This window comes from Nocardia seriolae NBRC 15557 (genome assembly GCF_007990715.1).
GTDB classification, from domain to species: domain Bacteria; phylum Actinomycetota; class Actinomycetes; order Mycobacteriales; family Mycobacteriaceae; genus Nocardia; species Nocardia seriolae.
In genome coordinates this window covers 63,069-85,653 of record NZ_BJWY01000017.1, presented here as the reverse complement: position 1 = coordinate 85,653, position 22,585 = coordinate 63,069, and the positions used below count along the sequence as shown (strand labels likewise).

25 protein-coding genes and 2 pseudogenes are annotated in these 22,585 nt (G+C 70.9%); 14 read left to right on the top strand and 13 right to left on the bottom strand.

Annotated features, from left to right (window positions below):
- On the top strand, nt 1-434 hold a 434-nt coding region (locus tag NS2_RS08390), incomplete at its 5' end, for a hypothetical protein (protein WP_036551942.1).
- Between the two features lie 97 nt (nt 435-531).
- Nucleotides 532-1,026: pseudogene (locus NS2_RS08385) on the top strand (phosphoribosyltransferase).
- Nucleotides 1,027-1,125: 99 nt separating this feature from the next.
- Here the strand turns inward: NS2_RS08385 and NS2_RS08380 are convergent.
- The 6 genes from NS2_RS08380 to NS2_RS08355 form a co-directional block, all read right to left on the bottom strand.
- Complete coding sequence (locus NS2_RS08380; RefSeq protein ID WP_033086715.1) at nt 1,126-1,617, bottom strand: peptidylprolyl isomerase; 492 nt, start codon at nt 1,615-1,617, stop codon at nt 1,126-1,128.
- A 213-nt stretch (nt 1,618-1,830) separates the two neighbouring features.
- Nucleotides 1,831-2,217: an SMU1112c/YaeR family gloxylase I-like metalloprotein gene (gene gloA2, locus NS2_RS08375; protein WP_033086668.1), complete on the bottom strand. Its 387-nt coding sequence runs from the start codon at nt 2,215-2,217 to the stop codon at nt 1,831-1,833.
- Between the two features lie 71 nt (nt 2,218-2,288).
- A complete protein-coding gene (locus NS2_RS08370; RefSeq protein ID WP_033086669.1) occupies nt 2,289-2,876 on the bottom strand; it encodes a hypothetical protein in 588 nt (195 codons plus the stop codon).
- Nucleotides 2,877-3,069: 193 nt separating this feature from the next.
- Nucleotides 3,070-3,810, bottom strand: a complete 741-nt coding sequence (locus NS2_RS08365) for an amidase family protein (RefSeq protein WP_082062567.1) — start codon at nt 3,808-3,810, stop codon at nt 3,070-3,072.
- Nucleotides 3,811-3,851: 41 nt separating this feature from the next.
- Complete coding sequence (locus NS2_RS08360) at nt 3,852-4,703, bottom strand: fructosamine kinase family protein (RefSeq protein ID WP_033086670.1); 852 nt, start codon at nt 4,701-4,703, stop codon at nt 3,852-3,854.
- Nucleotides 4,704-4,771: 68 nt separating this feature from the next.
- Entirely contained in the window at nt 4,772-5,563 is a 792-nt protein-coding gene (locus NS2_RS08355) for a helix-turn-helix domain-containing protein (RefSeq protein WP_033086671.1), read from the bottom strand.
- Nucleotides 5,564-5,683: 120 nt separating this feature from the next.
- Between NS2_RS08355 and NS2_RS08350 the strand changes: the two genes are divergently transcribed.
- Together NS2_RS08350 and NS2_RS08345 are read left to right on the top strand one after the other, a co-directional pair.
- The gene (locus tag NS2_RS08350) at nt 5,684-6,469 is read left to right on the top strand and encodes a DeoR/GlpR family DNA-binding transcription regulator (RefSeq protein WP_033086672.1); all 786 of its coding nucleotides are present in this window, start codon (nt 5,684-5,686) and stop codon (nt 6,467-6,469) included.
- A gap of 37 nt (nt 6,470-6,506) precedes the next feature.
- Nucleotides 6,507-6,890, top strand: a complete 384-nt coding sequence (locus NS2_RS08345; protein ID WP_211724335.1) for a hypothetical protein — start codon at nt 6,507-6,509, stop codon at nt 6,888-6,890.
- On the opposite strand, the gene NS2_RS08340 is transcribed toward NS2_RS08345, so the two are convergent.
- On the bottom strand, nt 6,868-7,734 hold the full coding sequence (locus NS2_RS08340; protein ID WP_052086165.1) for an NAD(P)H-binding protein: 867 nt from the start codon (nt 7,732-7,734) through the stop codon (nt 6,868-6,870). The two genes, NS2_RS08345 and NS2_RS08340, sit on opposite strands and share 23 nt — an antisense overlap.
- 119 nt (nt 7,735-7,853) lie before the next feature.
- Between NS2_RS08340 and NS2_RS37245 the strand changes: the two are divergent.
- Nucleotides 7,854-8,405: pseudogene (locus NS2_RS37245) on the top strand (SDR family NAD(P)-dependent oxidoreductase); the annotation flags it as partial.
- 398 nt (nt 8,406-8,803) lie between these two features.
- Here NS2_RS37245 and NS2_RS08330 read toward each other — a convergent pair.
- Nucleotides 8,804-9,361 carry a sugar O-acetyltransferase gene (locus NS2_RS08330; protein WP_033086719.1) on the bottom strand — a complete coding sequence of 186 codons (558 nt, stop codon included), beginning with the start codon at nt 9,359-9,361 and terminating at the stop codon, nt 8,804-8,806.
- A 114-nt stretch (nt 9,362-9,475) separates the two neighbouring features.
- On the opposite strand from NS2_RS08330, the gene NS2_RS08325 reads away from it, so the two are divergent.
- Together NS2_RS08325 and NS2_RS08320 are read left to right on the top strand one after the other, a co-directional pair.
- Complete coding sequence (locus tag NS2_RS08325) at nt 9,476-9,835, top strand: iron chaperone (protein WP_033086674.1); 360 nt, start codon at nt 9,476-9,478, stop codon at nt 9,833-9,835.
- Nucleotides 9,836-9,952: 117 nt separating this feature from the next.
- A complete protein-coding gene (locus tag NS2_RS08320; protein WP_033086675.1) occupies nt 9,953-11,161 on the top strand; it encodes a WD40/YVTN/BNR-like repeat-containing protein in 1,209 nt (402 codons plus the stop codon).
- A gap of 16 nt (nt 11,162-11,177) precedes the next feature.
- Here the strand turns inward: NS2_RS08320 and NS2_RS08315 are convergent, their stop codons facing one another.
- The 3 genes from NS2_RS08315 to NS2_RS08305 all read right to left on the bottom strand — a co-directional run bounded on the left by NS2_RS08315 (nt 11,178) and on the right by NS2_RS08305 (nt 14,945).
- Nucleotides 11,178-13,088: a DUF4153 domain-containing protein gene (locus NS2_RS08315; protein WP_261772266.1), complete on the bottom strand. Its 1,911-nt coding sequence runs from the start codon at nt 13,086-13,088 to the stop codon at nt 11,178-11,180.
- A 73-nt stretch (nt 13,089-13,161) separates the two neighbouring features.
- A complete protein-coding gene (locus NS2_RS08310) occupies nt 13,162-14,169 on the bottom strand; it encodes a HAMP domain-containing sensor histidine kinase (RefSeq protein ID WP_197707957.1) in 1,008 nt (335 codons plus the stop codon).
- A gap of 89 nt (nt 14,170-14,258) precedes the next feature.
- On the bottom strand, nt 14,259-14,945 hold the full coding sequence (locus NS2_RS08305; protein ID WP_033086676.1) for a response regulator: 687 nt from the start codon (nt 14,943-14,945) through the stop codon (nt 14,259-14,261).
- 119 nt (nt 14,946-15,064) lie between these two features.
- Here NS2_RS08305 and NS2_RS08300 point away from each other — a divergent pair, with 119 nt between their 5' ends.
- From NS2_RS08300 to NS2_RS08285, 4 genes are all read left to right on the top strand, one after another.
- A complete protein-coding gene (locus tag NS2_RS08300; RefSeq protein WP_052086167.1) occupies nt 15,065-15,616 on the top strand; it encodes a hypothetical protein in 552 nt (183 codons plus the stop codon).
- Between the two features lie 113 nt (nt 15,617-15,729).
- A complete protein-coding gene (locus tag NS2_RS08295) occupies nt 15,730-16,323 on the top strand; it encodes a copper chaperone PCu(A)C (RefSeq protein ID WP_081985753.1) in 594 nt (197 codons plus the stop codon).
- 25 nt (nt 16,324-16,348) lie between these two features.
- The gene (locus NS2_RS08290; protein WP_033086677.1) at nt 16,349-17,548 is read left to right on the top strand and encodes a Dyp-type peroxidase; all 1,200 of its coding nucleotides are present in this window, start codon (nt 16,349-16,351) and stop codon (nt 17,546-17,548) included.
- A gap of 75 nt (nt 17,549-17,623) precedes the next feature.
- Nucleotides 17,624-17,959 carry a YnfA family protein gene (locus NS2_RS08285; RefSeq protein WP_033086678.1) on the top strand — a complete coding sequence of 112 codons (336 nt, stop codon included), beginning with the start codon at nt 17,624-17,626 and terminating at the stop codon, nt 17,957-17,959.
- 104 nt (nt 17,960-18,063) lie between these two features.
- Here the strand turns inward: NS2_RS08285 and NS2_RS08280 are convergent, their stop codons facing one another.
- Nucleotides 18,064-18,693 carry a TetR/AcrR family transcriptional regulator gene (locus tag NS2_RS08280; protein WP_033086679.1) on the bottom strand — a complete coding sequence of 210 codons (630 nt, stop codon included), beginning with the start codon at nt 18,691-18,693 and terminating at the stop codon, nt 18,064-18,066.
- A gap of 117 nt (nt 18,694-18,810) precedes the next feature.
- Here NS2_RS08280 and NS2_RS08275 point away from each other — a divergent pair, with 117 nt between their 5' ends.
- On the top strand, nt 18,811-20,271 hold the full coding sequence (locus tag NS2_RS08275; RefSeq protein ID WP_033086680.1) for an MFS transporter: 1,461 nt from the start codon (nt 18,811-18,813) through the stop codon (nt 20,269-20,271).
- The gene (locus tag NS2_RS08270) at nt 20,268-20,957 is read left to right on the top strand and encodes an SGNH/GDSL hydrolase family protein (protein ID WP_045436777.1); all 690 of its coding nucleotides are present in this window, start codon (nt 20,268-20,270) and stop codon (nt 20,955-20,957) included. The genes NS2_RS08275 and NS2_RS08270 overlap by 4 nt, the downstream gene beginning before the upstream one ends.
- 94 nt (nt 20,958-21,051) lie before the next feature.
- On the opposite strand, the gene NS2_RS08265 is transcribed toward NS2_RS08270, so the two are convergent.
- On the bottom strand, nt 21,052-21,402 hold the full coding sequence (locus NS2_RS08265; RefSeq protein ID WP_033086681.1) for a hypothetical protein: 351 nt from the start codon (nt 21,400-21,402) through the stop codon (nt 21,052-21,054).
- A gap of 189 nt (nt 21,403-21,591) precedes the next feature.
- Here NS2_RS08265 and NS2_RS08260 point away from each other — a divergent pair, with 189 nt between their 5' ends.
- On the top strand, nt 21,592-22,581 hold the full coding sequence (locus NS2_RS08260) for a glycosyltransferase family 9 protein (protein WP_033086682.1): 990 nt from the start codon (nt 21,592-21,594) through the stop codon (nt 22,579-22,581).
- The last annotated feature ends 4 nt before the right edge of the window (nt 22,582-22,585 follow it).

Here is a 22,585-nt window from a genome sequence, read left to right as displayed (position 1 = left end):
TTGACACCAGACCGATGACGATTCACCAGGCCGCAGAGACCGTGTTCGCTGGCACTGCCGCAGCCCTCACCGCGTGCGCTGATGACAAGGGCACGCAATACAAGATGCCCCTCCCGGTCATCACCACCGACGAGACACACGACTTCTACCGGAGTGACGGCAGCGCCATTCCGCTTGTCATCAGTGCCCCCGACCACGGCAATGAGTACATCGTTGGCAAAGACCTGCACCCCGGTACCTTCCGCGCCAGCAAGCCTCTCCTTCATAGGGATGTCACTTGGGACCGCTCCTGCCCTCTGAGCATCACCCACCAGGACGGCTCAAGGTCCAATCACAACGGCCTGGCCAGCGGCGGAGAATCCCTCACGCTGACGCTCAGGTTGGGTGACCGTGTTACAAACATTGGGCAATGCGACTGGAAGCCAGCCGACTGAGGAAGCCCCGAATTCGTGCCGTAAACGTGCTCCGGTCACCCAGCTAGCAAGCTGACTACCTGGATTTGTACCAAGCTACGGAGAGGGAAACGGCACAATGGCGGATCGGGAAGAACTCACCTGGGATCTGTTCGGAAACGCGAGTCGTGAGCTAGTGCAAGCGATTTCAGATGATGGGTTTGAGCCTGACCTGATCCTGAGCATTGCCCGCGGCGGCCTGTTTGTAGCAGGCTCATTGGGCTACGCCCTCGACGTCAAGCACCTCCACGTCATGAACGTCGAGTTCTACACCGGCGTGAACTAGCGCCTGGACCTGCCGGTCATGCTGCCGCCGGTGCCCAGCGCCGTCGACCTCACCGGTGCCACCGTGCTCGTCGCCGACGATGTCGCCGATACCGGCAAGACCCTCAAGCTGGTTCGCGACTTCTGCTCCGATCACGTGGCCGAGGTCCGCTGCGCGGTCATCTACCAGAAACCGCACTCCGAAGTGGACTGCGAATACGTGTGGAAGCGCACCGACAAGTGGATCAACTTCCCGTGGTCGGTGCTGCCGCCCGTCGTCAAACGAGAGGTCCGCGTCCTCGACGCCTGAGCGAATACCTTCGGTACCAACGACAATCGCCGGTACGAACGACAACGGCCCGCAACCACCTGGCTGCGGGCCGTTCGTCTGCTATCGCTGTGCGGAGTATCAGACCAGCTCGGCGGAGATGATGGTGATCGGCTCGACCGGCACGTCCTGGTGCCCGCCCTTGTTGCCGGTGGCAACGCCCTCGATCGCGTCGACAACGGCCGCGCCATCGGTGACCTTGCCGAACACCGCGTAACCCCAGCCGTCCTGGCCCGGGTAGTTCAGGAAGCCGTTGTTGCTGGTGTTGATGAAGAACTGCGCGCTGGCCGAATGCGGGGCCGAGGTGCGCGCCATGGCGACGGTGTACTTGTCGTTCTTGAGGCCGTTGTTGGCCTCGTTCTCGACCTGGTTCGGGGCCGGCTTCTGCTGCATGTTCGCGGTCAGGCCGCCGCCCTGGATCATGAAGTTCGGGATCACCCGGTGGAACACGGTGTCCGCGTAGTGGCCCGCCTTCACGTAGTCGACGAAGTTGGCGACGGTCTTGGGTGCCGCGGCCTCGTCCAGTTCCAGGGTGATGTCCCCGGCGGAGGTCTTCAGGAGCACTTTGGTCATGCGACCCATCGTATGGGAGCGCCCAACCCAGCGACCGAGCGGTATCGAATAGCCGCTCCCCTCTTCGAGGTTGGTGGGTGATGGGTGTGGTCAGGCGGGTGAGTGTGGAGGTGGTGGCCGGAGTGTGCTCGAAAGAGAGAAACATGTGTAGATGCGCATAGTTCCATTTCTTAATGTTCGGAATTGGCTACCTCCCACCTCAATGCGTCGCTCTCAGGCTTCGTACAGCTCCAACGGCAAACCGTCGGGATCGGCGAAGAACGCGAACCGCTTCCCCGTGTACTCGTCGACCCGCACCTCTTCCGTCGCCACTCCCCTACCCCGCAGCTCGGCGAGGGTCGCCTCGACATCCTCGACGACGAACGCGAGGTGGCGCAGCCCGGCCGCCTCGGGCCGGGAGGGCCGCGGCGGGGGTTCGGGAAACGAGAACAGCTCCAGCTGACCACCGTCGGGAAGCGCCAGATCCAGCTTGTACGAACGTCTTTCGGCCCGATAGTGCTCGTCGATCACCCGCAGGCCGAGGATGTCGGTGTAGAAGACCTTCGACTTCTCGTAGTCCGAGGCGATGATCGCGACGTGGTGAATCCGCTGCAACCGCACTCCCCCGACGCTAGCGCACGCCTGGGACATCTCGGGCAACCGCTGGGATCTGCTGGGTCCCGGGTAGTGGGTCAGGACCTGCGCGGGGGTTCGTCCGGCCGGGGCGAGCCGGGCGCGTCGTCATCGGTCCGGGATTGTTCCGCGGTGCTGGGATCGGCGGCGGTGTTCGGTCCGATGCGGCGGGGTTTGGCGATGCGTCGCGGTGGGCTCGCGGGGGTGTCGGCGCCGGTTCGTTTGCGCCGCAGGGCATCCAGGTCGATGACGCTGGCGTCCTGTTCGGCGTCGGTGGGCTGCGGTGCGGAGGGGTGGCGGGTGGCGCCGGGGTCGACGGGCCACCAGCCGGTTTCGCGTTGGAGTTCCGAACGCAGGACGGGTCTGGTCGGTGCCGGGTCGTAGACCGAGGCGTTGTCGGGGTGCCAGGTTCTGCGGGGCGGCGGGGTCTTGCGGGGTGGCTGTGCGGGTTGTTCGGTCATGCGGCGCGGGCGGCGGGGCAGCCGGGTGAGGTTGGCTGGGCTGTCGCCGGATTCGGGGGTGTCGGCGGGGGTCGCGGTGCCGACGCGCAGGTCTTCGAGTTTCCTGCGCAGCGCTTCGACGGCGTCGGATCGGTGGTCGCCGGGGCCCGGGAGGGATCCGTGCCCGGGTACTTCGTTGTCGGACATGGAGCTAGCCGCCGACAGGTGTGGCGGCGGGTGCTCCGCGCCGGTTTCTGTTCGTGTTGTGGATTGCGTCGTGCACGCCCGTATTCTCCCTCATCTTCGCCACCCTTGTTTCACACCGTGTCGCGTCGACCGGGTGAAGCCGGGTCCCCCACTGTCACCGACGTGACGAGTCAACGATAACCGGCGGCTGTGACTATTCCGGCACCTGGAAGCCGCCGAGTGTCGCTTCGAGGAGTTCGGCCAGTCGCAGGGGGGTGCGGTCTTCGAGCATGGGGCCGATGATCTGGACGCCGACGGGGAGTCCTTCGGGTGAGCGTCCGGCGGGGATGGCGGTGGCGGGCAGGCCGGGCATGGTGGCTACCCCGGCCCAGGCCAGTTGGTCGCCGAAGGGGTGGGCGACGCCGTCGATGTCGATGTGGCGTTGGGTGAGGTCGCGGTGGTCGTGTGGGAAGGCGGGGGTGGGGGTGATGGGGCAGATGACGGCGTCGAATTCGGTGAACAGTTGCCGCCAGGCGTGGCGGTGGAGTTCGCGGGCGGTGGTGGCCTCGGACCATTGGCGCTGGGTCTGGATGGCGCCGCGCAGCCAGGCGGCTTGGAATCCGGTTGCGCCTTCGATGTTTCGGGCGGCGGTGCGCAGTTGTTCGTAGCGGTCGGCGGGCATGCGGGCGATGAGGTTGCCGACCAGGAGGCGGGCGTAGAGGTCGGCGGCTTCGGCGAGGTCGGGCAGCAGTGGGCTGTGGCGTCGGAGGTGGGCGCCGGCGGTGGTGCGGGTGGCGGTTCGGGCGCGGTCGAAGTCCGGTACGCAGATGGCGTTGATGGTTTTGTCGTCGCGTTCGATGCGTGCGATGGCGTCTTGGGTGAGTTCCACGGAGGTGATGTCGCCGGCGCGCATGGCGGTCGAAAGTTCCTCGGCCGCAAGATATCCCCACTCCATGGTTTCGGCCCTACTCGGGTGCGGGAGGTGACCGGGGTGGGTCAGTTCGCGAGGGCGGCGGATGCGGCGGCGAGCAGCATGCCGCGGTAGGAGCCGCCGAAGAGGACGACGTGGACCAGTAGCGGGTGGAGTTGGTGCAGTGGGATGCGTTGGCGCCAGCCGGGACTCAGGGGTGTGGTTTCCCGGTAGGCGGCGAGGATGCGGTCGAGGTGGGGTGTGCCGAAGAGGGCGAGCATGGCGAGGTCGGTTTCGCGGTGTCCGCCGTGGGCGGCGGGCTCGATGAGCAGGGCGTGGTCGTGGGTCCACAGGATGTTTCCGGACCAGAGGTCGCCGTGGATGCGGGCGGGTGGTTCGGGGGGTCCGGCGAGGTCGTCGATGCGGTCGATGACGCGTTCGAGCAGGCGCAGGCCGTCGCGGCCGAGTTCGGGTGCGGCGGCGGGGAGGTAGGGGGTGAGCCGGTGTCGGGCGTACCAGTGGCTCCATGGGCTGGTGGTGGGGGTGTTGTCGAGGGGCAGGGTGCCGATGTAGCCGGGCCAGGGGGCGCCGTAGGTGTCGGGGGTGGCGGTGTGCAGGGTGGCGAGGGCGTGGCCGAGGTGTTCGGCGGCGGTGGGGGTGGCGGGTTCGGGTGGGTGCCAGGGCAGGACGAGCATGTGGGGGTCGGCGGCGAGGACGGGTGGGACGAGGTCGGGGTGGGCTTGGGCGAGCCAGCGCAGTCCGGCGGCTTCGGCGGTGAGGGCGGCGGTGGGGTCGCCGTCGTTGCGGGCCTTGATGAAAAGTGTGCGGCCGTCGGTGGTTCGGGCGCGGTACAGGGTCCAGGCGTGGCTGGGGCCGAGGGGGTCGATGCGTGCGGCGGGTTCGCCGAGGAGGTGGGCGAGGTGCGCGGGCACGTCCATGGGTTCCCATTGTGCGGTATGGAGCCGACCGCGCGGACCGACTGGTCGGGAGTCCGAGAGGTGGGGGGTCAGTCGGCGGGGATGGCGATGCGGTCGTGCAGCAGGGTGGCGGTGGTGGCGTCGGCGGGGAAGAAGGCTTCGATGGCGAGTTCGGCGACGGTGAGGTTCATGGGGGTGCCGAAAACGGTGGTGACGCTGAGGAAGGCGAGTTCGTGGCCGTGGTGGCGCAGCCGGAGGGGGACGATGGCCTGGTCGGGTTCGGGCAGACCGGGGGGTTGTTCGCCGCCGGGGTAGGCGCGTAGTTCGCGGAGCAGCGCGACGAGTTCGGGGGCGCCGGTGACCTCGATCTGGCGTTGCAGGCGTTCGAAGAGGTGGCCGCGCCATTCGGCGAGGTTGACGATGCGGGGGGCGAGGCCGTCGGGGTGGAGGGTGAGGCGCTGGGCGTTGACGGGTGGTCGCAGCAGGGCGGGGTCGATGCCGTCGAGGAACAGGGCGACGGCGGCGTTGCTGTCGACCATGTTCCAGTTGGCGTCGATGGCCAGGGCGGGGTGTGGTTCGAGGCCGGTGAGGATTTGGCGCAGGGCGTCGCGGATGGGGCGCATGACGGGGTTGTCGAGTTCGGGTTCGGTGTAGACGGGGGCGTATCCGGCGGCGAGCAGCATGCGGTTGCGTTCGCGCAGTGGGATGTCGAGTTCGCCGGACAGGTGCAGCAGCATCTGGCGGCTGGGGGTGGCGCGTCCGGTTTCGATGAAGCTGAGGTGGCGGGTGGAGGTGTCGGCGCGTCCGGCGAGTTCGAGTTGGCTCAGCCGCCGGGTGGTGCGCCAGTGCCAGAGTAGATCGCCCGCGGTCGGTGTCGCCATGGCCCGATCGTACGAATGATGAACGCCGCCAGGCCATTACCTGCGAGATAATCGGTGGACACCCCGAGCGATTCGAACTAACCCATGTTCATTCGAACATTTCTCTGTTAGAAAGAACGGGTGGATGCTGCCGAACGGTTGGATGTGACGCTGCGGCTGGTGCAGGGCGGCGGGCGGGTCTCGGTGTCGGAAGTGGCGCAGCGGCTGGGTGTTTCGGAGATGACGGTGCGCCGCGATCTGGACACCCTCGAACAGCGCGGCCTGGTGCGGCGGGTGCACGGCGGCGCGGTCGCCACGCACGCGCGGACCGAGGCGGGCGGGTTCGCCGATCGGGCGGGCTGGTCGGCGGCGATCAAGGATCGGCTCGGCGCGACGGTCGCCGGGCTCATCGCGCCCGGGTCGCGGGTGCTGCTGGACGCGGGCACGACGACCGTTCACGTGGCCCGGCACCTGGCCGCGCGCGGGCCGTTGAGCGTGACGGCCTTGAGCGTGCAGACCGCGGTGTGCCTGGCCGATGCCCCGGACATCGAATTGCTGGTCGCCGGTGGGCGTTCCCGGCCCGGTGAGCAGTCCCTGGTCGGTCCCCTGGCTTTGCGCGCGCTCGAGTCGCTGGCCTTCGACGTGTTCGTGATGTCGATCGGCGGGGTGCACGCCGAGCACGGCTGGTCGGAGTTCTGTCTCGACGACGCGGCGGTCAAGCAGGCCGGGATCGCGCAGTCGGCGCGGGTGCTGGCGGTGGCGGACGCGACCAAGCTGGGGGTGCGGGCCTTCAGCCGGGTCGCTCCCCTGGCGGCCGCGCACGAGTTCGTGACCGATCCCTCGGCCGCCGATCCGGCGATCCATCCGGCCGGGCCCCGGACCCTCGAGGCGCTGTACGAGGCGGGCGTGCGGGTCCATGCGAGCTGAACCTGTTGCATGTGAACCGATTATCGAAGGAGTTGCCGTGTCGAATGCGCAGATGATCCTGGTGGCGGGCCCGTATCGGTCGGGCACCGGTGATGATCCGGTGAAGCTGGCCGCGAACGTGGCCGCGATGAACGAGACCGCGCTGGCGCTCTTCCGCGCCGGGCACCTGCCGGTCACCGGGGAGGCGCTGGCGTTGCCGCTGCTCGAGACGGCGGGCAGCATCCGTATCGGGGATCGGCTCTACGAGGAGATCTTTCACCCGATCGCCGAGCAGCTGTTGTCACGGTGTGACGCGGTGCTGCGGATCGGCGGTCCCTCCGAGGGCGCGGATCGCATGGTGGCGCAGGCGCGCGCGGAGGGTAAGCGGGTCTATCTGAGTCCCGCCGAGATTCCGGCCGTCAATGGCCGGGCCGATGGATGACGAACTCCGACAGCGTGATCGGCGGATGCCCGCCGATCTGCTCGATGGCCGGGGTGACCCGGTAGAGGCCGGTGCCCTCGCCGAGCACCCGGAAGATCTCCCACAGTCTGGTGAGGTGCTCGGCGGCGTGCGCGCTGCCGTAGAAGTCCAGCGCCCACCGGTGCCAGGCCGCCGGGTCGGCGTCGTGGTAGGTGCGCCCGAGGGTGCGGGCCGCGCCGCCGATGCTCACCACATCCCCGGTGAGCAGTAGCACCGGGTCGGCTTCGAGGTCGGGGTCGGCGAGCAGTCCGGCGGCGACCCGGGCCACGTCGGAGGCGGCCACCAGCGGTAGTTCGGTGGTGGGTGCGCCCATCGGGAGGGTCAGCGCCGCGCCGTCGCCGGTGTCGGCGATGCGGGCGAGGTTCTCGTGGAAGACGGCGGCGCGCAGGTGAACAGCGCCGATCTCGGCCCAGTCGAGGATCTGTTCGGCGACCCAGTGCTGGCGCATGCGCGGGGTCGGCGCCTGGGGTCCGGCGGCCAGCTGGGAGACCGCCACCACCCGTTCGACCTCGGCCTCGCGGGCGGCGACCGCGAACGCGCCTGCGGCGTCGAGGAGTCCGTCGATGACCGGGTAGGTGAAGTAGGCGCCCCGCACCCCGGTCATGGCGGTGCGGGTGAAGGCGAGGTCGCGCAGGTCGCCGACGAGGACCTGCGCGCCCAGGGCCCGCAGCACGGTGGCGCGGACATCGTCGCGATGCACCACGGCGCGCACGGGGATGCCGCGGCCGAGCAGTTGCGCGGTGAGATGCCGTCCGGTGGATCCGTCACGCCCCCCGGCGGCACCGGTGACCAGTACCGGCTCCATGCCTCAACGGTACGGGTTGTGACCTTGTGGCACAGGCGGTTCGGCCAGGCCACCCCCTGCTCCCGGGCTGCTGCGGTGCGCCGCGACAGCGGGCCGTGGCTGTGGCAGGCTGGCCGGGCATGAAGACCATGCTGATCACGGGGGCCACGTCGGGGATCGGGCTGGCCGCCGCGCGACAGCTCGCCGCCGCGGGGCACCGCCTGATCCTGGTCGGCCGCAATCCCGAAAAGCTGTCCGCCGCCGCCGAATCCGTGCGTTCGGCCGCCGCGGCCGAGGTCGACGAACTGGTCTGCGACCTGTCCTCGCTGGACGCGGTCCGCCAGCTCGCGGGCACGGTGTCCGCCCGCTACGACCGCCTCGATGTGCTGGCCAACAATGCGGGCGGGTTCTTCGACCATCGCACCGAGACCGCCGACGGGATCGAGGCCACCTTCGCGATCGACCATCTCGCCGGTTTCCTGCTCACCGAACTGCTGCTGGATCTGCTGCGCGCCAGCGCCCCCGCCCGCATCGTGCTCACCTCCTCGGCCATGCACTACGGCAACGCGATCGACTTCGACGACCCGCAGCTGCGCCACGGCTACTCCGGACCGACGGCCTACGGCCGCGCCAAGCTCGCCAATGTCCTCTACGTGCGCGAACTCTCGCAGCGGCTGGCGGGAACCCGCGTGACCGCCAACGCCTTCCACCCCGGCGTGGTCGCCACCGGCATCTGGGATTCGGCCCCCTGGTTCGCCCGCCCCGCCCTCACGATCGCCAAACGCCTGTTCATGATCTCCCCCCGAGGAGGGCGGCCGCACCCTCGCCTACCTGGCCGCCGACCCCGACGTCGCCGCCGTCTCGGGCTGCTACTTCCAGCGCAACCGCGTCAAGGCCCCCGCCCCCGCCGCCCAGGACGATGCCGCCGCCACCCGCCTGCACCGCCTGCACCGCCTGTGCGCCGAACTCACCGGACTGCCGCACTGACCCGCCACGGCCACCGGGCACCGGCGCCACGCTCACAACGTGCTTGCACGGCACGACCATCACCTGCCGACGCGGCGCACCGGGTACTGCGGATGCGGCCCGGTCACAGGGTGCGTAGTACGCGGGCGGGATTGCCTGCGGCGAAGACCTTCTCGGGTAGGTCGCGGGTGACGACGCTGCCCGCGCCGACCACCGTGTTCGCGCCGATCGTCACCCCAGGGCACACGATCACGCCGCCGCCGAGCCAGGCGTTGTCGCCGATGACGATGGGGGCGGCGGTCTCCCAGCGTTGGCGGCGCAGCTCGTGATCGTCAATCGGGTGCAGGGCGGTGAGCAGTTGGGCGCGGGGGCCGATGGAGACGTCGTCGCCGATGGTGACCGGCGCGCAATCCATGACGATGGCGTCGTAGTTGAGGAAACTGTTGCGGCCCAAACGGATCAGATGACCGTAGTCGCATTGGAATCGCGGCATGATCCAGGAGCCCTCGCCGATCTCGCCGAGCAGGTCTTCGAGGATGCCGCGGCGCAAGTCGTCCTCGCCGGCGCGGGTGGCGTTGAATCGGTCGAGCAGGCCCTGGCAGTGCAGGCGTTCGGCGACGAGTTCGGGATCGTTGTCGCGGTAGAGCCGTCCGGTCAGCATGCGTTGCTTGTGTTCTCCCACCCCGCCCATCCTGTCCGGGCTGGGACCGGTCGTGGGAATCGCGTGTCCGGCATCACCGGCGCCCGGCCACCGGTACCGTCGAATCGGACATCTCCCGTGGAAAGGTGCACCGCGATGGCGAAGCCGGAACCCACCACCGTCGAGGAGTACCTCGCGGGCCAGCCCGGGCCCATGCGCGAGGCCCTCGAAAAGACCCGCGCCGCAATCCGCACCGTCCTGCCCGAGGCCACCGAAACGCTCGCCTACAAGATGCCGACCATCGAGATCAACGGCAAGGCGGTGGTGTACTTCGCGGGCTGGAAGAAACACCTGTCGGTGTATCCCGTCCCCTCCGGCGATGCCGCCTTCGAGGCGGCCATAGCGCCCTACCGGGTGGGCAAGGGGTCGTTGAACTTCCCGCTGCGCGACCCCATCCCCTACGACCTGATCGGCGATATCGCGGCGCGTCTGGCCGCGCAGCGCGGCGGTCACTGAGCCGGGTGGGCGATTCCCGGGTCCAGCGGGCATACTCGATCCCGTTGTGCCGCAGGGCCGCCCGGGTGAGTGCCCGGGGTACCGGCCGCGGGAGCGTTTCGAAGGGAGTCCGGGCCGGTGCGGTTGCGGAATCCGGTCGTGCTGGCCGGAGTCGTCGGAGTCGGAACACCGGTCCTGGCGGCGGGGGTGGTCGCGGCACTCACCATCGACCCGGGAGGCAATAGCCTGGACTCGGGCGCGGCCACCGCGGCGAGTCCTGCCGCGTCGGCGGCTCCCGCGCCGAGCGCGACGCCCGCCCCGGCGCCCCCGGCCAAGATCGTCGGCACCCCGGATCAGGTGGGGTTCCAACCCGATTCGATCTCCTTCGTCTCCGCCACCGAGGGCTGGGTGCTGGGACGCAGCTACCCGTGCGCGGCCAAGCCGTGCCTGTCGTTGCGCCACACCGTCGACGGCGGTGAGAGCTGGCAGCAGGCCCCGGTGCCGGCACCGCTGCGCACCGCCACCACCGGCGCTGCCTTGACCTTCGCCGATTCCCGCAACGGCTGGATCCGGGCCGACGGCAAGCTGTTTTCCACCCACGACGGTGGCAGCAGCTGGCGTCGGGTCGACCTCGAGATCAACGCGGTCATGGACCACTGGACGCTGTCGGTGGCCGAGGACAGTGTGTTCATCGCCGCCACCCAGCCCGGCGAGCAGACCGTGCTGTTCACCAGCCCGGTCGACAGCGACTCGTGGAGCGAGACCACCGACATTCCCGTCGGGGTGGGCGGCGGGCCCGATCCGTCGGCCGAGGTGTCGGTCGTCGGCGGCCGGGCCTGGCTGGTCGTGACCAACCGCACCCGGTCCGGTGCCCGCCTCGTCGGCGGCGCCTGGACACCGTGGCGTCTGCCCTGCGGCGGCAACGGACCCGCCGATTGGCATGCGCTGAGCGAGAAGCGGGTGCTGGCGTTGTGCGGGCGGCCCGGCCCGGGCACCAACGACAGCGACGGCACCCACCTGATGACCGCCATCGACGGCGGTGTCACCTTCACCGAGACCGGAACGCTCACCAGCGGTCTGGCCTTCTCCGTCCTGGCCCCCGCCGATCCCACCCATCTGGTCGCCGCCGTCGACGACAAGGTGTTCACCTCCGCCGACGGCGGGGAGACCTGGACGCCCACCTACACCGAGCCCAACCACCACGGCCGGGCGCGCGCCGGTGAGTTCATCTCCGCGACAACCGGTTTCGTGATCCTCGACGACACCGGTCCGGCGCGCAACGCCGCCACCATGCTCATCACCCGCGACACCGGCCGCACCTGGACCGCGGTCGCCTTCGATGCCTGACCGGTTCGACGCCCGATCAGCGGGATGCGGTGGCGCGGGCGTAGTTCCAGCTGCGCCACGAGTCACCCGAGAGCCGGGCGCGGACGGCGTCGGCGATGGCGGCGCGTTCGGGGTCGGGCAGCCGGTCGGTGGCGGGCAGCACGTCGGCCGACAGCCCGCTCAGATAGCCGGTGTCCAAGCGCTTGCCCGCCTGCCAGCGGTCGATATTGCGGTCGGCCACCAACCCTTCCGGGTTCAGCACCGCCAGACCGAGCAGCGTCACCGCCGCCGCCCCGACCGCCGCGCGCGGCACCCAGCCGCGCCGCAATCGCACCAGGCTCGCCATCACCAGCAGATACACCAGCGCGATCCAGCCCTCGAACACCTCCACCAGCAGCCGCAGCACCGTGAACCCGTAGGCCTGCTGATAGGTCCACATGCGGTGCAGCGCCGAGGCCACGATCAGCAGCGTCAGCACGCACACCAGCGCGACCGCGCCGCGCAGCCAGCGCCGCTCGCGCCCGGACTCCCGGCGCGCGTAGCGCAGCACGGCGCCGATCACCGCCAGGGTCAGCATGCTCACGATCGACAGCTGCCAGAACCCGCCGCGCGCGTACTCGGCATAGGTCAGGCCCGCTGTGCGCTGCACATACCCGTCCCCGCCGAACAGCACCGCCACCTGTGTTCCCACGAACGCCGCGAACACGACCGTCAGCGCACCCACCGGAATCCCCCACGCCACCGGAGCGAACCGGCGAATCCCCATCCACCCCAGCGGATCCACCCCGTCACCGGCCACCGAACCCGGCTCGGCATCCGAATCCCCGGCCGCGGGCGGCGGACCCGCCAGCAGATACAACGCCCCGGCGGTTCCCATCGCGGCGACCACGAACACCGATGCCCACCGCACGACCGCCGGTACATCCACCCGCGGCAGCAGCCCGTCCACCAGTCCCGCGAACACCGCATCCGCGCCCGCCAGCAACGGCACCACGGCCACCAGCAGCGCCGCGGCCACCGCGACCGACCACCACACTCGCGCCGACCCGGCTCTCCCCCGTCCCCGCAGCGCCACCGCCGCCCGATACACCCACGGCACCGATGTCAACGCCGCGAACGGCACCGCCAGCCCGTCGAACCACAACCCGTACGCCGAGGGCCGCACCACCGCCAGCGACCCGACCACCACGGCCGCCACCACACACAGCGCGAACAGCCACGGCGCATCCCGCACCGCCCCCACCGCGAGCAGCGCCAACGCCAGTCCACCCCACCAAACCCGTCGGCGGGCCCCATATTTCGACGGTCGCTCGCCGGACTCTGCCGCTTCGTCCTCATCGGGCACGCTCGCGGCATCGAGTCCGCCGACCGTGTCGGAAGCGTCCGTAACCGGTTTCCGTGCGGCGTCCGCGGCCGTCCCGAGGTCACCCCGTCGAATCGGTGCGGCGGCAGCCGAATTCGCCGACGTCTCGCCCGCGTCAGCCGCGGTGTCGGCATCCTCGCCCGTCGCGACTGCGCGCCGGGCGCTGCGATCGACCGCGTACGCCGCGCCCGCCATGCTCAGACCGGCCAGCAGCCAGCCCAGTCCCGGGCGATCCAGCGGCACGAACACCGCCGCCGCCAGACCGGCCACACCGATCGCGGGCAGCAGGCCGCCGGGCACCGCCACCAGTGCCGAGCGCGGCGGAATCCGCTGCGGCCGAGCCTGTTCGGCGGCCGAGCGGGCAGGCGACCCGATCGGCCACGGCGAATCCGATCCGCCGGGCGCGGGCAGGGCGGTCCGGACACCCGGCGCGAATACCGCGGACTCGAGCAGGGTCGGCGGGACGGCCGGGTGATCCCCACCGAGCCGGTCGCCCCCGGGATCGCCGGGCACTTCCGGCGCGCCGACATCGGAAATCGCGGCGCCTGGATCGGATTTCGGTGTGGTGGAAGGGTTTTCGGGCATGGCGGAGCCTCCGATGGGTGTGCGGGACCGGCCCGGGAGCGCGGGGCGCGCCGGGTGGCGGGGAGATGGTGGGTCAGGAAGTGGGCAGGGTGACGCGGATGCGGGAGCCCGGGTCGGCCACGGCGATGGTGCCACCGTGCAGGTCCACGATCCAGCGGGCGATGGCCAGGCCCAGGCCGGTGCCGCCGCCGGTGGCGCGCCCGCCGCGGGTGAAGCGCTCGAAGACGCGGGCGCGTTCGGCGACCGGGATACCGGGGCCGTCGTCGGCGACATCGATGACGGTGCCGGCGCGCTCGGCGTGGGCGTGGATGCGGACCTCGCCGCGAGCGGGGCCGTGGCGGGTGGCGTTGTCGAGGAGATTGAGCAGCACCTGATGCAGGCGGGCGCGGTCGGCGTGCACGGTCAGGCCGGGAGCGGCCACGGCGATGGTGAACCGGACGGGACGGTCGATGGCGGCGGCCATCACCTCGGCCTCGGCGACAACCTCTTTCAGCAGCGGCTCGACCGCGAGGGCTTCGCGATCCAGCGGCACCGCACCGGCCTCGACGCTCGACAGCGCCAGCAGCTCCGACACCAGCAGCGACAGCCGCTCGGTCTGCGCCAGCGCGGTGCGCAGGGTCGCCGGATCGGGCTGGGCGACCCCGTCGACCAGGTTCTCCAGCACCGCGCCCAATGCCGTGATGGGCGTGCGCAATTCGTGCGACACATTGGCGATGAACTCGCGCCGCTGCTGATCGGCGGCGGCCAGATCGGCGGCCATCTGATTGAACGCCTCGGCCAGCTGCCCCACCTCGTCGCGGGAGGTGGCCCGCACCCGCCGTGAATAATCGCCCTGGGCCATGCGTTTGGCCGCCGCGGTCATCTCCCGCAACGGCAGTGTCATCCCGTGCGCCAGCACCTGCGACAGGATCAGGGCGAGCAGTGTGGCCGCAATGGTGGTCTTGGGCGGCAGCCAGCCGATCTGGTAGGCGAAGAACCCGAACGCCACCGCACCCGAGCCGACCATCAGGATCGCCAGCTTCAGCTTGATCGAACGCATCCGGTCCAGCGGCCGCGGCATCGAGGCGGCCACCCGGTTCACCCTCGCACGCAACGATTCCGCCGCGCTCACCGCCGCCTGCGGATCCGCCCCCGCCGGATCGGTGCGCTGCCGGTCCCCGGCGGGCCCGCTCATCGGGTCTCCAGCGCGTAGCCCACGCCGTGCACGGTGCGGATCAGGTCCGCGCCGAGCTTGCGGCGCAGCGCCTTGATGTGGCTGTCGACCGCCCGGGTGCCCGAGGCGTCGGCCCAGCCCCACACCTCGCTCAGTAGTCGCTCGCGGGCCAGCACCGTGCGCGGGCGCCGCGCCAGGTGCACCAGCAGCTCGAATTCCAGCGGGGTGAGCTGGGTTTCGGCCTCGGCCCGCCACACCCGCCGCTGATCGGTGTCGATGCGCAGATCACCGACCACGATGGTGGCCGCCGGCGCCGCGGTGCGTTCCACCCGCCGCAGCAGGGCGTGCACGCGGGCGGTGAGCACCCGCATGGAGAACGGCTTGGTCAGATAGTCGTCCGCGCCGACGCCGAGCCCGACGAGCATGTCGGTCTCGTCGGTGCGGGCGGTGAGCATGAGCACCGGCACCGGCCGCCGCGCCTGGATGCGACGGCACACCTCCAGCCCGTCGAAGCCGGGCAGCATCACGTCGAGCACCACCCGGTCCGGGTCACCGGCCGCCTCGGATTCGACCGCGGCCGGGCCGTCGTGGGCGAGGTCGACGGTGTATCCCTCGGCGCGCAACCGGGCCGCGATCGATTCGGCGATGGTCGGTTCGTCCTCCACCACCAGAATCCGGCGCGGCCCCCTCGGACTGGTTTCCATGCAGCCGACCTTATGCAACCACCGTGGAGATGGTTCGCACCGAATGTGAAGATCCTGTGCAGACCCCGGTCGTGCCACCTGGAAACATCGACTCCGACACGGCGTCGTAGCATATCCGGGTGCGCTCACCGACGGATCACACCGCGCGCCTGCGCGGCGCTGCCGTCGGCGCGTCCTCCGGTGCGGTGGCGATGCTCGCGCACGGACTCGGCGGCGGCGCGACCGTTCCCGACGGCACGGCGCTGGCCCTGCTGTTCGCGGCGTGCACGCTGATCGGGATCGTGGTGGCGACCATCCGCCCGCGCTACGGGCTCGCCGGAACCATGGCCATGCTGGCCGCCGGGCAGTCCATCGGGCATGCGGCACTGTCGATGTCGCCGGGCCACCACCATCCCGGCTCCTCGCCGTCGATGCTGCTCGCGCACCTGATCGCGATTCCGGTGGGCGCGCTGGTGATTCGCGCCGCCGAGGCGGGCATGCGCCGGGCCGTCACCAGCGTGCGCCGGTTCATCCTGGCGCTGGCCTCCGCGCCGTGCCCGCCCGCCGGGCCGCGCCGGGCCCGCCCGGCCGATGATCGCGCCGAAGCCGGTCGCCTGCTGGTGAGCCCGGGGATCGGGCGCCGCGGCCCGCCCGCGGCCCGCGCCCTGTTCTCACCTCCGGCTCCGGCCTAGTACCGCGACACCCCGCGCCGATCCCCTCGTGATCGAGCCTGCGCTGCGCACAACGGGTTTCGCACGGCACCCGGCACGGATGCTCCAATCCCCCTGACACACGGAGTCTTCCCATGTCCCAGCTGACCCGCTGCCACAGTTTCCGCCTGCGCACCGGTGGCTTCGCCCGCCGCCTCGGCGCGGCCGCCGCCATCACGACGCTGGCGCTGCTGCCCGTCGCCTGCTCGAGCTCCCAGACCGCCTCCGATTCCACGGCCAAGGCCGCCGACTCGGTCACCATGTCCGACCAGTGGATCAAGGCCGCCGACTCCGGCATGTCCGCCGCGTTCGGCGTGCTGGCCAACAATTCCGACAAGCCGGTCAACCTGGTCGCGGCCGCCAGCCCGGCCTCGGCGAGCGTCGAGATCCACGAGGTCGCCCCCGACGGCGCGGGCGAGAAGACCATGCGCCCCAAGGCCGGTGGCATCGTCATCCCCGCCCACGGCCGCGCCACCCTGGCCCCCGGTGGTGAGCACCTGATGTTCATGGGTTTGAAAGCACCGCTGCGCACCGGCGCGGAAACCCCGATCACGCTGACCTTCTCCGACGGCTCGACCACCACCGTCACCGCGCAGGTGCGTGACTTCGCCGGCGGCAAGGAGAACTACCAGCCCTCCGGCGACAAGCCCGCCGCGGCTCCCGGCGACAACCCCGCGCACGGTGGCTGAGCCGAGCGCACCGCGCCCGGCCCGGATGTCGCGGCGTCGACTGCTCGGCGGCTCGGCCGTCGTGGCGGGCGCCGCTGGCGCGGCCGGAATCGGCTGGGGCGCGGCCACTGCCACCCACCGCGAACACGACCGGGACGGCGGGCTCGACACCGTCGCCTTCCACGGCCGCCACCAGGCGGGCATCGCCACCGAAGCGCCCGGGTACGCGGCGTTCGTGGGTTTCGACCTGGCGCCCGGCGCGGGCCGCGACGACATCATCGGCCTGCTCAAGATCTGGACCGATGACGCCGCGCGCCTGACCCAGGGCAAGCCCGCCCTCGCCGACACCGAGCCGGAACTGGCCGCCCGGCCCGCCCGGCTCACCGTCACCGCCGGATTCGGGCCCGCGCTGTTCACCGCCGCCGGGCTCGAGCAGCAGCGCCCGCACTGGCTCAAACCGTTGCCGCCGTTCACCATCGACCGGCTCGACACGGCATGGAGCGGCGGGGACCTGCTGTTGCAGATCTGCGCCGAGGAGCCCACCACGGTCTCGCACGCGGTGCGGGTGCTGTCCAAACATGTGAAATCGCTGGTCACCGTGAAGTGGGTGCAGCGCGGATTCCGCAATGCCGCCCGCGGGCAGACCATGCGCAATCTCATGGGTTCGGTCGACGGCACCGTCAACATCGCTCCGGACACACCCGATTTCGATCGGCTGGTGTGGGACGACGGGTCGACGTGGCGATGGCTGGCCGGGGGCACCTCGATGGTGTTGCGGCGCATCGCCATGAACCTCGAGACCTGGGACGAACTCGACGCCGACGGCCGGGCCATCACCGTGGGCCGCACCGTCGACACCGGCGCGCCCCTGTCGGGCACCCGGGAATTCGACGAACCCGACTTCACCGCCGTGGACCAGTACGGAATCCCGAAGATCCCGCCGTCGGCGCACATCGCCCGCGCCCATCGCACCAACGACCGGGAGCTGTTCCTGCGCCGCGGCTTCAACTACGACGACGCCCCCGCCCCCGGGCAGGTCTCCAACTCGGGCCTGCTGTTCGCGACCTTCCAGCGCGACATCGACGCCCAATACCTGCCGGTGCAGCAGCGCCTGGCCGAGTTCGACGCTCTCAACCAGTGGACGACCCCGGTCGGGTCGGCGGTCTTCGCCATCCCGCCCGGTGTCCCCGGCCCGGGCGGCTACCTCGGTCAGCAACTGTTCGAGGGCGCCGAGACCCGGCGCTGAGAGCCGGTTTCCGGTCGGATCGCCCGCGCGGCGATCCGACCGGAAACAGACCATGGGCCCCGTTAGGGTGTCGGCATGACCGTGCTGCGTTCGATCGTGCTGTTCGGGCTGGCCGCCGTCGCCGAGATCGGCGGGGCCTGGCTCATCTGGCAAGGGGTGCGCGAGCACCGCGGCTGGGCGTGGATGGGCGCGGGCGTGGTCGCCCTGGGGCTGTACGGGTTCGTGGCCACCTTGCAACCCGACGCGCACTTCGGGCGGATCCTGGCCGCCTACGGTGGTGTGTTCGTGGCCGGATCACTGCTGTGGGCCGTGGTTTTCGACGGTTTCCGGCCCGACCGCTGGGATGTGAGCGGTGCGCTGGTGTGCCTGGCCGGGGTCGCGCTCATCATGTACGCGCCACGCTCGGCCTAGGACACGCCGGTATCCGGCTTCACGTGAAACCGGCTGTGACCGAACTGCATTCACGCAGTCGATGCAGAATTGCAGCGCGGGAGCCGATTCCGGTATGCGGCCGGTCAGCGCGGGGCACCGAGCAGGGCCTCGACCAGGGTGCGGGCCAGCGGTAGCGCGGTCTCGTCGCCCATGCGGGCCGCGGTATTGGCGGCCCCGACGATCGCGTCGAGCTGGAAGGCCACCGCGTGCGCGTCGAGGCCGGGCATGTAGCCCTGTTCCTGGGCGCGCCCGATCTCCTTCTCCAGCACCACGAACCAGTCGGCGCGGTCGGCCGCGAGCGCGTCGCGCACCGGGCCGGGGCGGCTGTCGAACTCCGGGACGCTCGCGCCGCGGAAGCAGCCGCCGGGCAGCATCGGCTCGCCGATGTAGGCGAACCAGTGCTCGATGATCGACCGTAGCCGCGCGATGCCGCGCTCCTCGCCGTAGGCGGGGCGAATCACTGTGTCGACGAACATCTCTCGCGCCGAGGCCACCGCCGCGAGTTGCAGTTTCTCCTTGGTGCCGAACAGGGTCGCCACCCCGGACTTGCTGACCCCCAGATCCCCGGCGAGCCGGCCCAGGCTCAGCCCGGTCAGTCCCTCGACCGAGGCCACCTCGGCGGCGTGGCGGGCGATGGCCGCCCGCGCGCGTGCGCCCTTGAGGAGGCGCTGATCGGAAATTTCCTGCTCGGGGCCCTGCACCGGTTGTTCCACTCCTCCATCTTGGCACCACCGGTTGCTTTTACGCACGATCGGTCGTACTTTTCAGAAATACGAACGATCGTGCGTACAGTTTCGATTTCGCTCCGACTCACGTCCCAGAGAGCCGTCATGACCGACACCACCGAATCCCCCTCGGCCCCAACCACATCCGTCACGCCCCCCGCGGCGCGCCGCGCCCTGATGGTCGCCTCGGGCGCGGCGTTCATGTCCTTCCTCGACCTGTCCGTGGTCAATATCGCCTTCCCCGCCATCACCCGCGACTACCCGGGCACCGCGCCGACCACCCTCACCTGGATCGTCAGCGGCTACGCCGTCGCCGTCGCCGCCCTGCTCACCCCGGCCGGGCAACTGGCCGACGCGCTGGGCCGCGGGCGCGTATTCCTCACCGCCCTGGCCGGATTCGCGCTCACCTCACTGCTGTGCGCGCTCGCACCCGGCGCGGACTGGCTCATCGCGGGCCGGTTCCTGCAAGGCGGCACCGCCGCCTTCCTCATCCCCGCCGGACTCGCACTGGTCCTGAGCGTCACCGCGCCGCAACGCCTCGGGGTGGCCATGGCCGCCTGGACCGCGGCGGGCGGATTCGCCGCCACCGTCGGCCCGGCCGTGGGCGGGGCACTGGTCGACTGGTTCGGCTGGCGGTCGGTCTTCCTCATCAATGTCCCCATCGCCGCACTGCTCATCGCCGCCGGGATCGGGCTGGTGCGCGGGGATCGGCGGCAGCCGCACGGGCTGCCCGACCCGGTCGGCACCCTCGCCACCGGACTCGGCATCGGCACCGTCGTCGCCGCGGTCACCCAGGGCCAGCAGTGGGGCTGGGCGGACTGGCGCACCCTCGGGTGCGGACTGGGCGGGGTCGCGCTGCTCGGGCTGGCACTGTGGCGCTCGGGGCGGCATCCGCGCCCGGCCATCGCGGTCGGGTTGTGGCGCAGCCACTCCTACGCGCTGGTCAACGCGGTCGCCTTCGTCTTCGGCGCGACCATGTTCGCCTGGTTGCTGGCCGGACCGCTGTGGCTGGACACCATGTGGCACTACTCGGTGCTGCGGTCGGCCGGGGCCATGACCGTCGGAGCCATCGCCTCCATGGTGACCGCCGTACTCGCCGGGCGCGCACCGGTTTCCGCGCAGCGTTGGCTGGGCGTGGCGGGCGCGCTCCTGTTCGCCGCCTCCGCGCTCTATATGAGCAGCGGCGTCTGGAACGCCACCCCCGCCCTGTGGCAGGCGTGGATCCCGGCCGGGATCCTCGGGGGCGGCGGCATCGGGCTGCTCATCACCGTGCTGGGCACCACCGCCGCCAGATCGCTTCCGCCGCAACGCTTCGCGGCCGGGGTCGGGATGAACCTCACCGCCCGCCAATCCGGCGGCGCGCTCGGGGTCGCCGTGCTGGCCGCGGTGTTCGCCGCCGAGCGGGCACGGCCGCTGACCGCCTTCCACACCCTGTTCGCGGTGTGCGCCGCGATCGCGCTCATCGCGGCCGTGCTCGCCGCCCTGCCGGTCAAGAACCCACCGCCGCTTCCGAACCCGCTGCCCGCGGGGAAGCCGCTCGCCCAGAATCAGGAGCCCACACCGTGACCGACCGCATCGAAGCCACCGACCCGTTCACCCTCTCCGACACCGCGGCCACCGCCCTGCTGCGCGAGGTGCCCTGGCGGCGCTTCGCCGTCATCGGCGACTCCACCGCCGCGGGCACCGGCGACCCCCGGCCCGGGTACGAAACCCTCCCGTGGGCAGACCGATTGGCGCGCTGGCTGCTGGCCGCCCATCCCGGCTCCGATTACCTCAACACCGGTGTCATGGGCGCGGTCCTGGCCGAGGTGCGCACCCGGCAGCTACCGGCCCTGGAAGCCTTCGGCCCCGATCTGGTCCACCTCACCTGCGGCGGCAACGACCTGTTCCTGCGCGATGCCCGCCTCGAACAGGTCGAAGCCGACCTCGACGATCTGTGCGCCCGCGTCGCCGCGACCGGAGCGCGACTGTCGCTGTTCACCCTCGCCGACTCCTTCACCGGCCGCATGGCCCCGCTGCGCCCGCGCTTCGCCGGATTCGCCGCCGCCGTGCGCCGGGTCGCGCACCGCCACGACGCCATCCTCACCGCATTCTGGGACCACCCCGCCCGCACCTGCCCCGACTGGCTCTCGGCCGACCGCATCCACCTCACCATGGCCGGGCACGCGGTGGTCGCCGCCGAGATCGCCCGGAACCTGGCCCGCGACCACACCACCGGCACGCAGACGCCCGACCTGATGCGGAGCCTGTGACCCGGCCCGAAATCGCCGGGGCCGCAAGGGAAGTACTTCCCGTGCGGCCCCGGAGTTCGCCGATACTGCTGCCGCGCTTACCTTCTCGCGACACTCACTTCCACAGCGCCGCGATGCACACGTTCAGGATCGCCAGCCCGCCGGCCGCGTGACACATCCACGCCACCTCCTTGCCGCGCTTGGCATCCGCGCGGCCCATCTCCGCGAAGGCCGCGACCAGCACCGCCACCACCAGTTTCACGATCATCTTCGCCATGTTCGGGTCCTTGCCCAGCGAATGGATCGACTCGGCCATGCCGAGCAGCACGACGCCGGTCACGATCTGCAGGCGCGCGCCCCACACCATCAATTCCGACACCCGCGGCCGGGAGGCGACATACCCGCCGACCACCGCCGCCATACCGAGCAGATGAGCCGTCACCACGAGGTTGTAGACGAAGGTCATGAACGCACACGGTAACCGATACCGCCACGACAACGACAGCCGGTAGTACAAAACGGATTTCGGGTCGCGCCCGCCGGTCCCCAGGGTTTCACTCCGTTACCGGCCGGGTAGTCCTCACCCAATGACTCTCCGCAGTGTCCGGTGGAGGGTCTGGCGTCGTGGGCAGCGTGGCCTGGCTAGGAGATCAAGGTGGCGGTTGTACTCGTGCTGCGAGCACGCGGACTCGGTGACCTGCTCACCGCGGTACCCGCGTTGCGCGCGTTGCGCCGGGCCCGGCCCGCAGACCACATCGCCCTCGCCGCACCCCACCGCCTCAAACCGATCGTCGATCTCATCGCCTCCGTCGACGAGATGGTCCCCGTCACCGACCCCCTCGGGCTGCGCTGGGACGGTGAGCACCCCGCGCTCGCGGTCAACCTGCACGGCGCGGGCACCGAGGGCATCGTCGAGCTGGCCCGCACCCGGCCCGAACGCATTCTCAGCTACCGTAATCCGGCGTTCCCGGACCTGGCCGGCCCCGACTGGCAGCCCGACATGCACGACGTCGACCGCTGGTGCCACCTGCTCGAATTCGACGGCATCACCGCCGACCGCCGCAACCTGGGCCTGGTCCCCCCGGTCGCCACCACCAGCCACCGCGAAGCCGTGGTCGTGCACATCGGCGCGGGCGCCCCCGCCCGCCGCTGGCCCCCCGACCGCTTCGCCGCGGTCGTGCGCCACCTGCTGGTCCAGGGCCGCGAAGTCGTGCTGACCGGCGACGAACCCGACCGCGAGACCGTGCTCGGCGTCGCCGCCCGCGCGGGACTCGCACCGGCGCGAGTCCTCGCGGGCCAGCAGAACCTCATCGAACTGGCCGCCACCGTCGCCGAAGCCGACCTGGTCATCTGCGGCGACACCGGAGTAGCCCACCTGGCAACGGCTTTCGGCACCCGCACCGTCCTCCTGTTCGGTCCCACCCCACCCAGCCGCTCCGGCCCACCCCCGCACCTCCTCGGCCGCCACGCCGTCCTCTGGGCCGGTCAGACCGGCAACCCCGACGCCGACTCCCCCGACCCCGGACTCCTCAGAATCGGTGTCCCCGAAGTGATCAACGCCGTGGACAAACAACTCCGCAAACCCCCCTGGCCCGGCACCAACCTCGACCGCCGCAATCAACAGCCCTACCGCCGAGTCGGCTGACCCA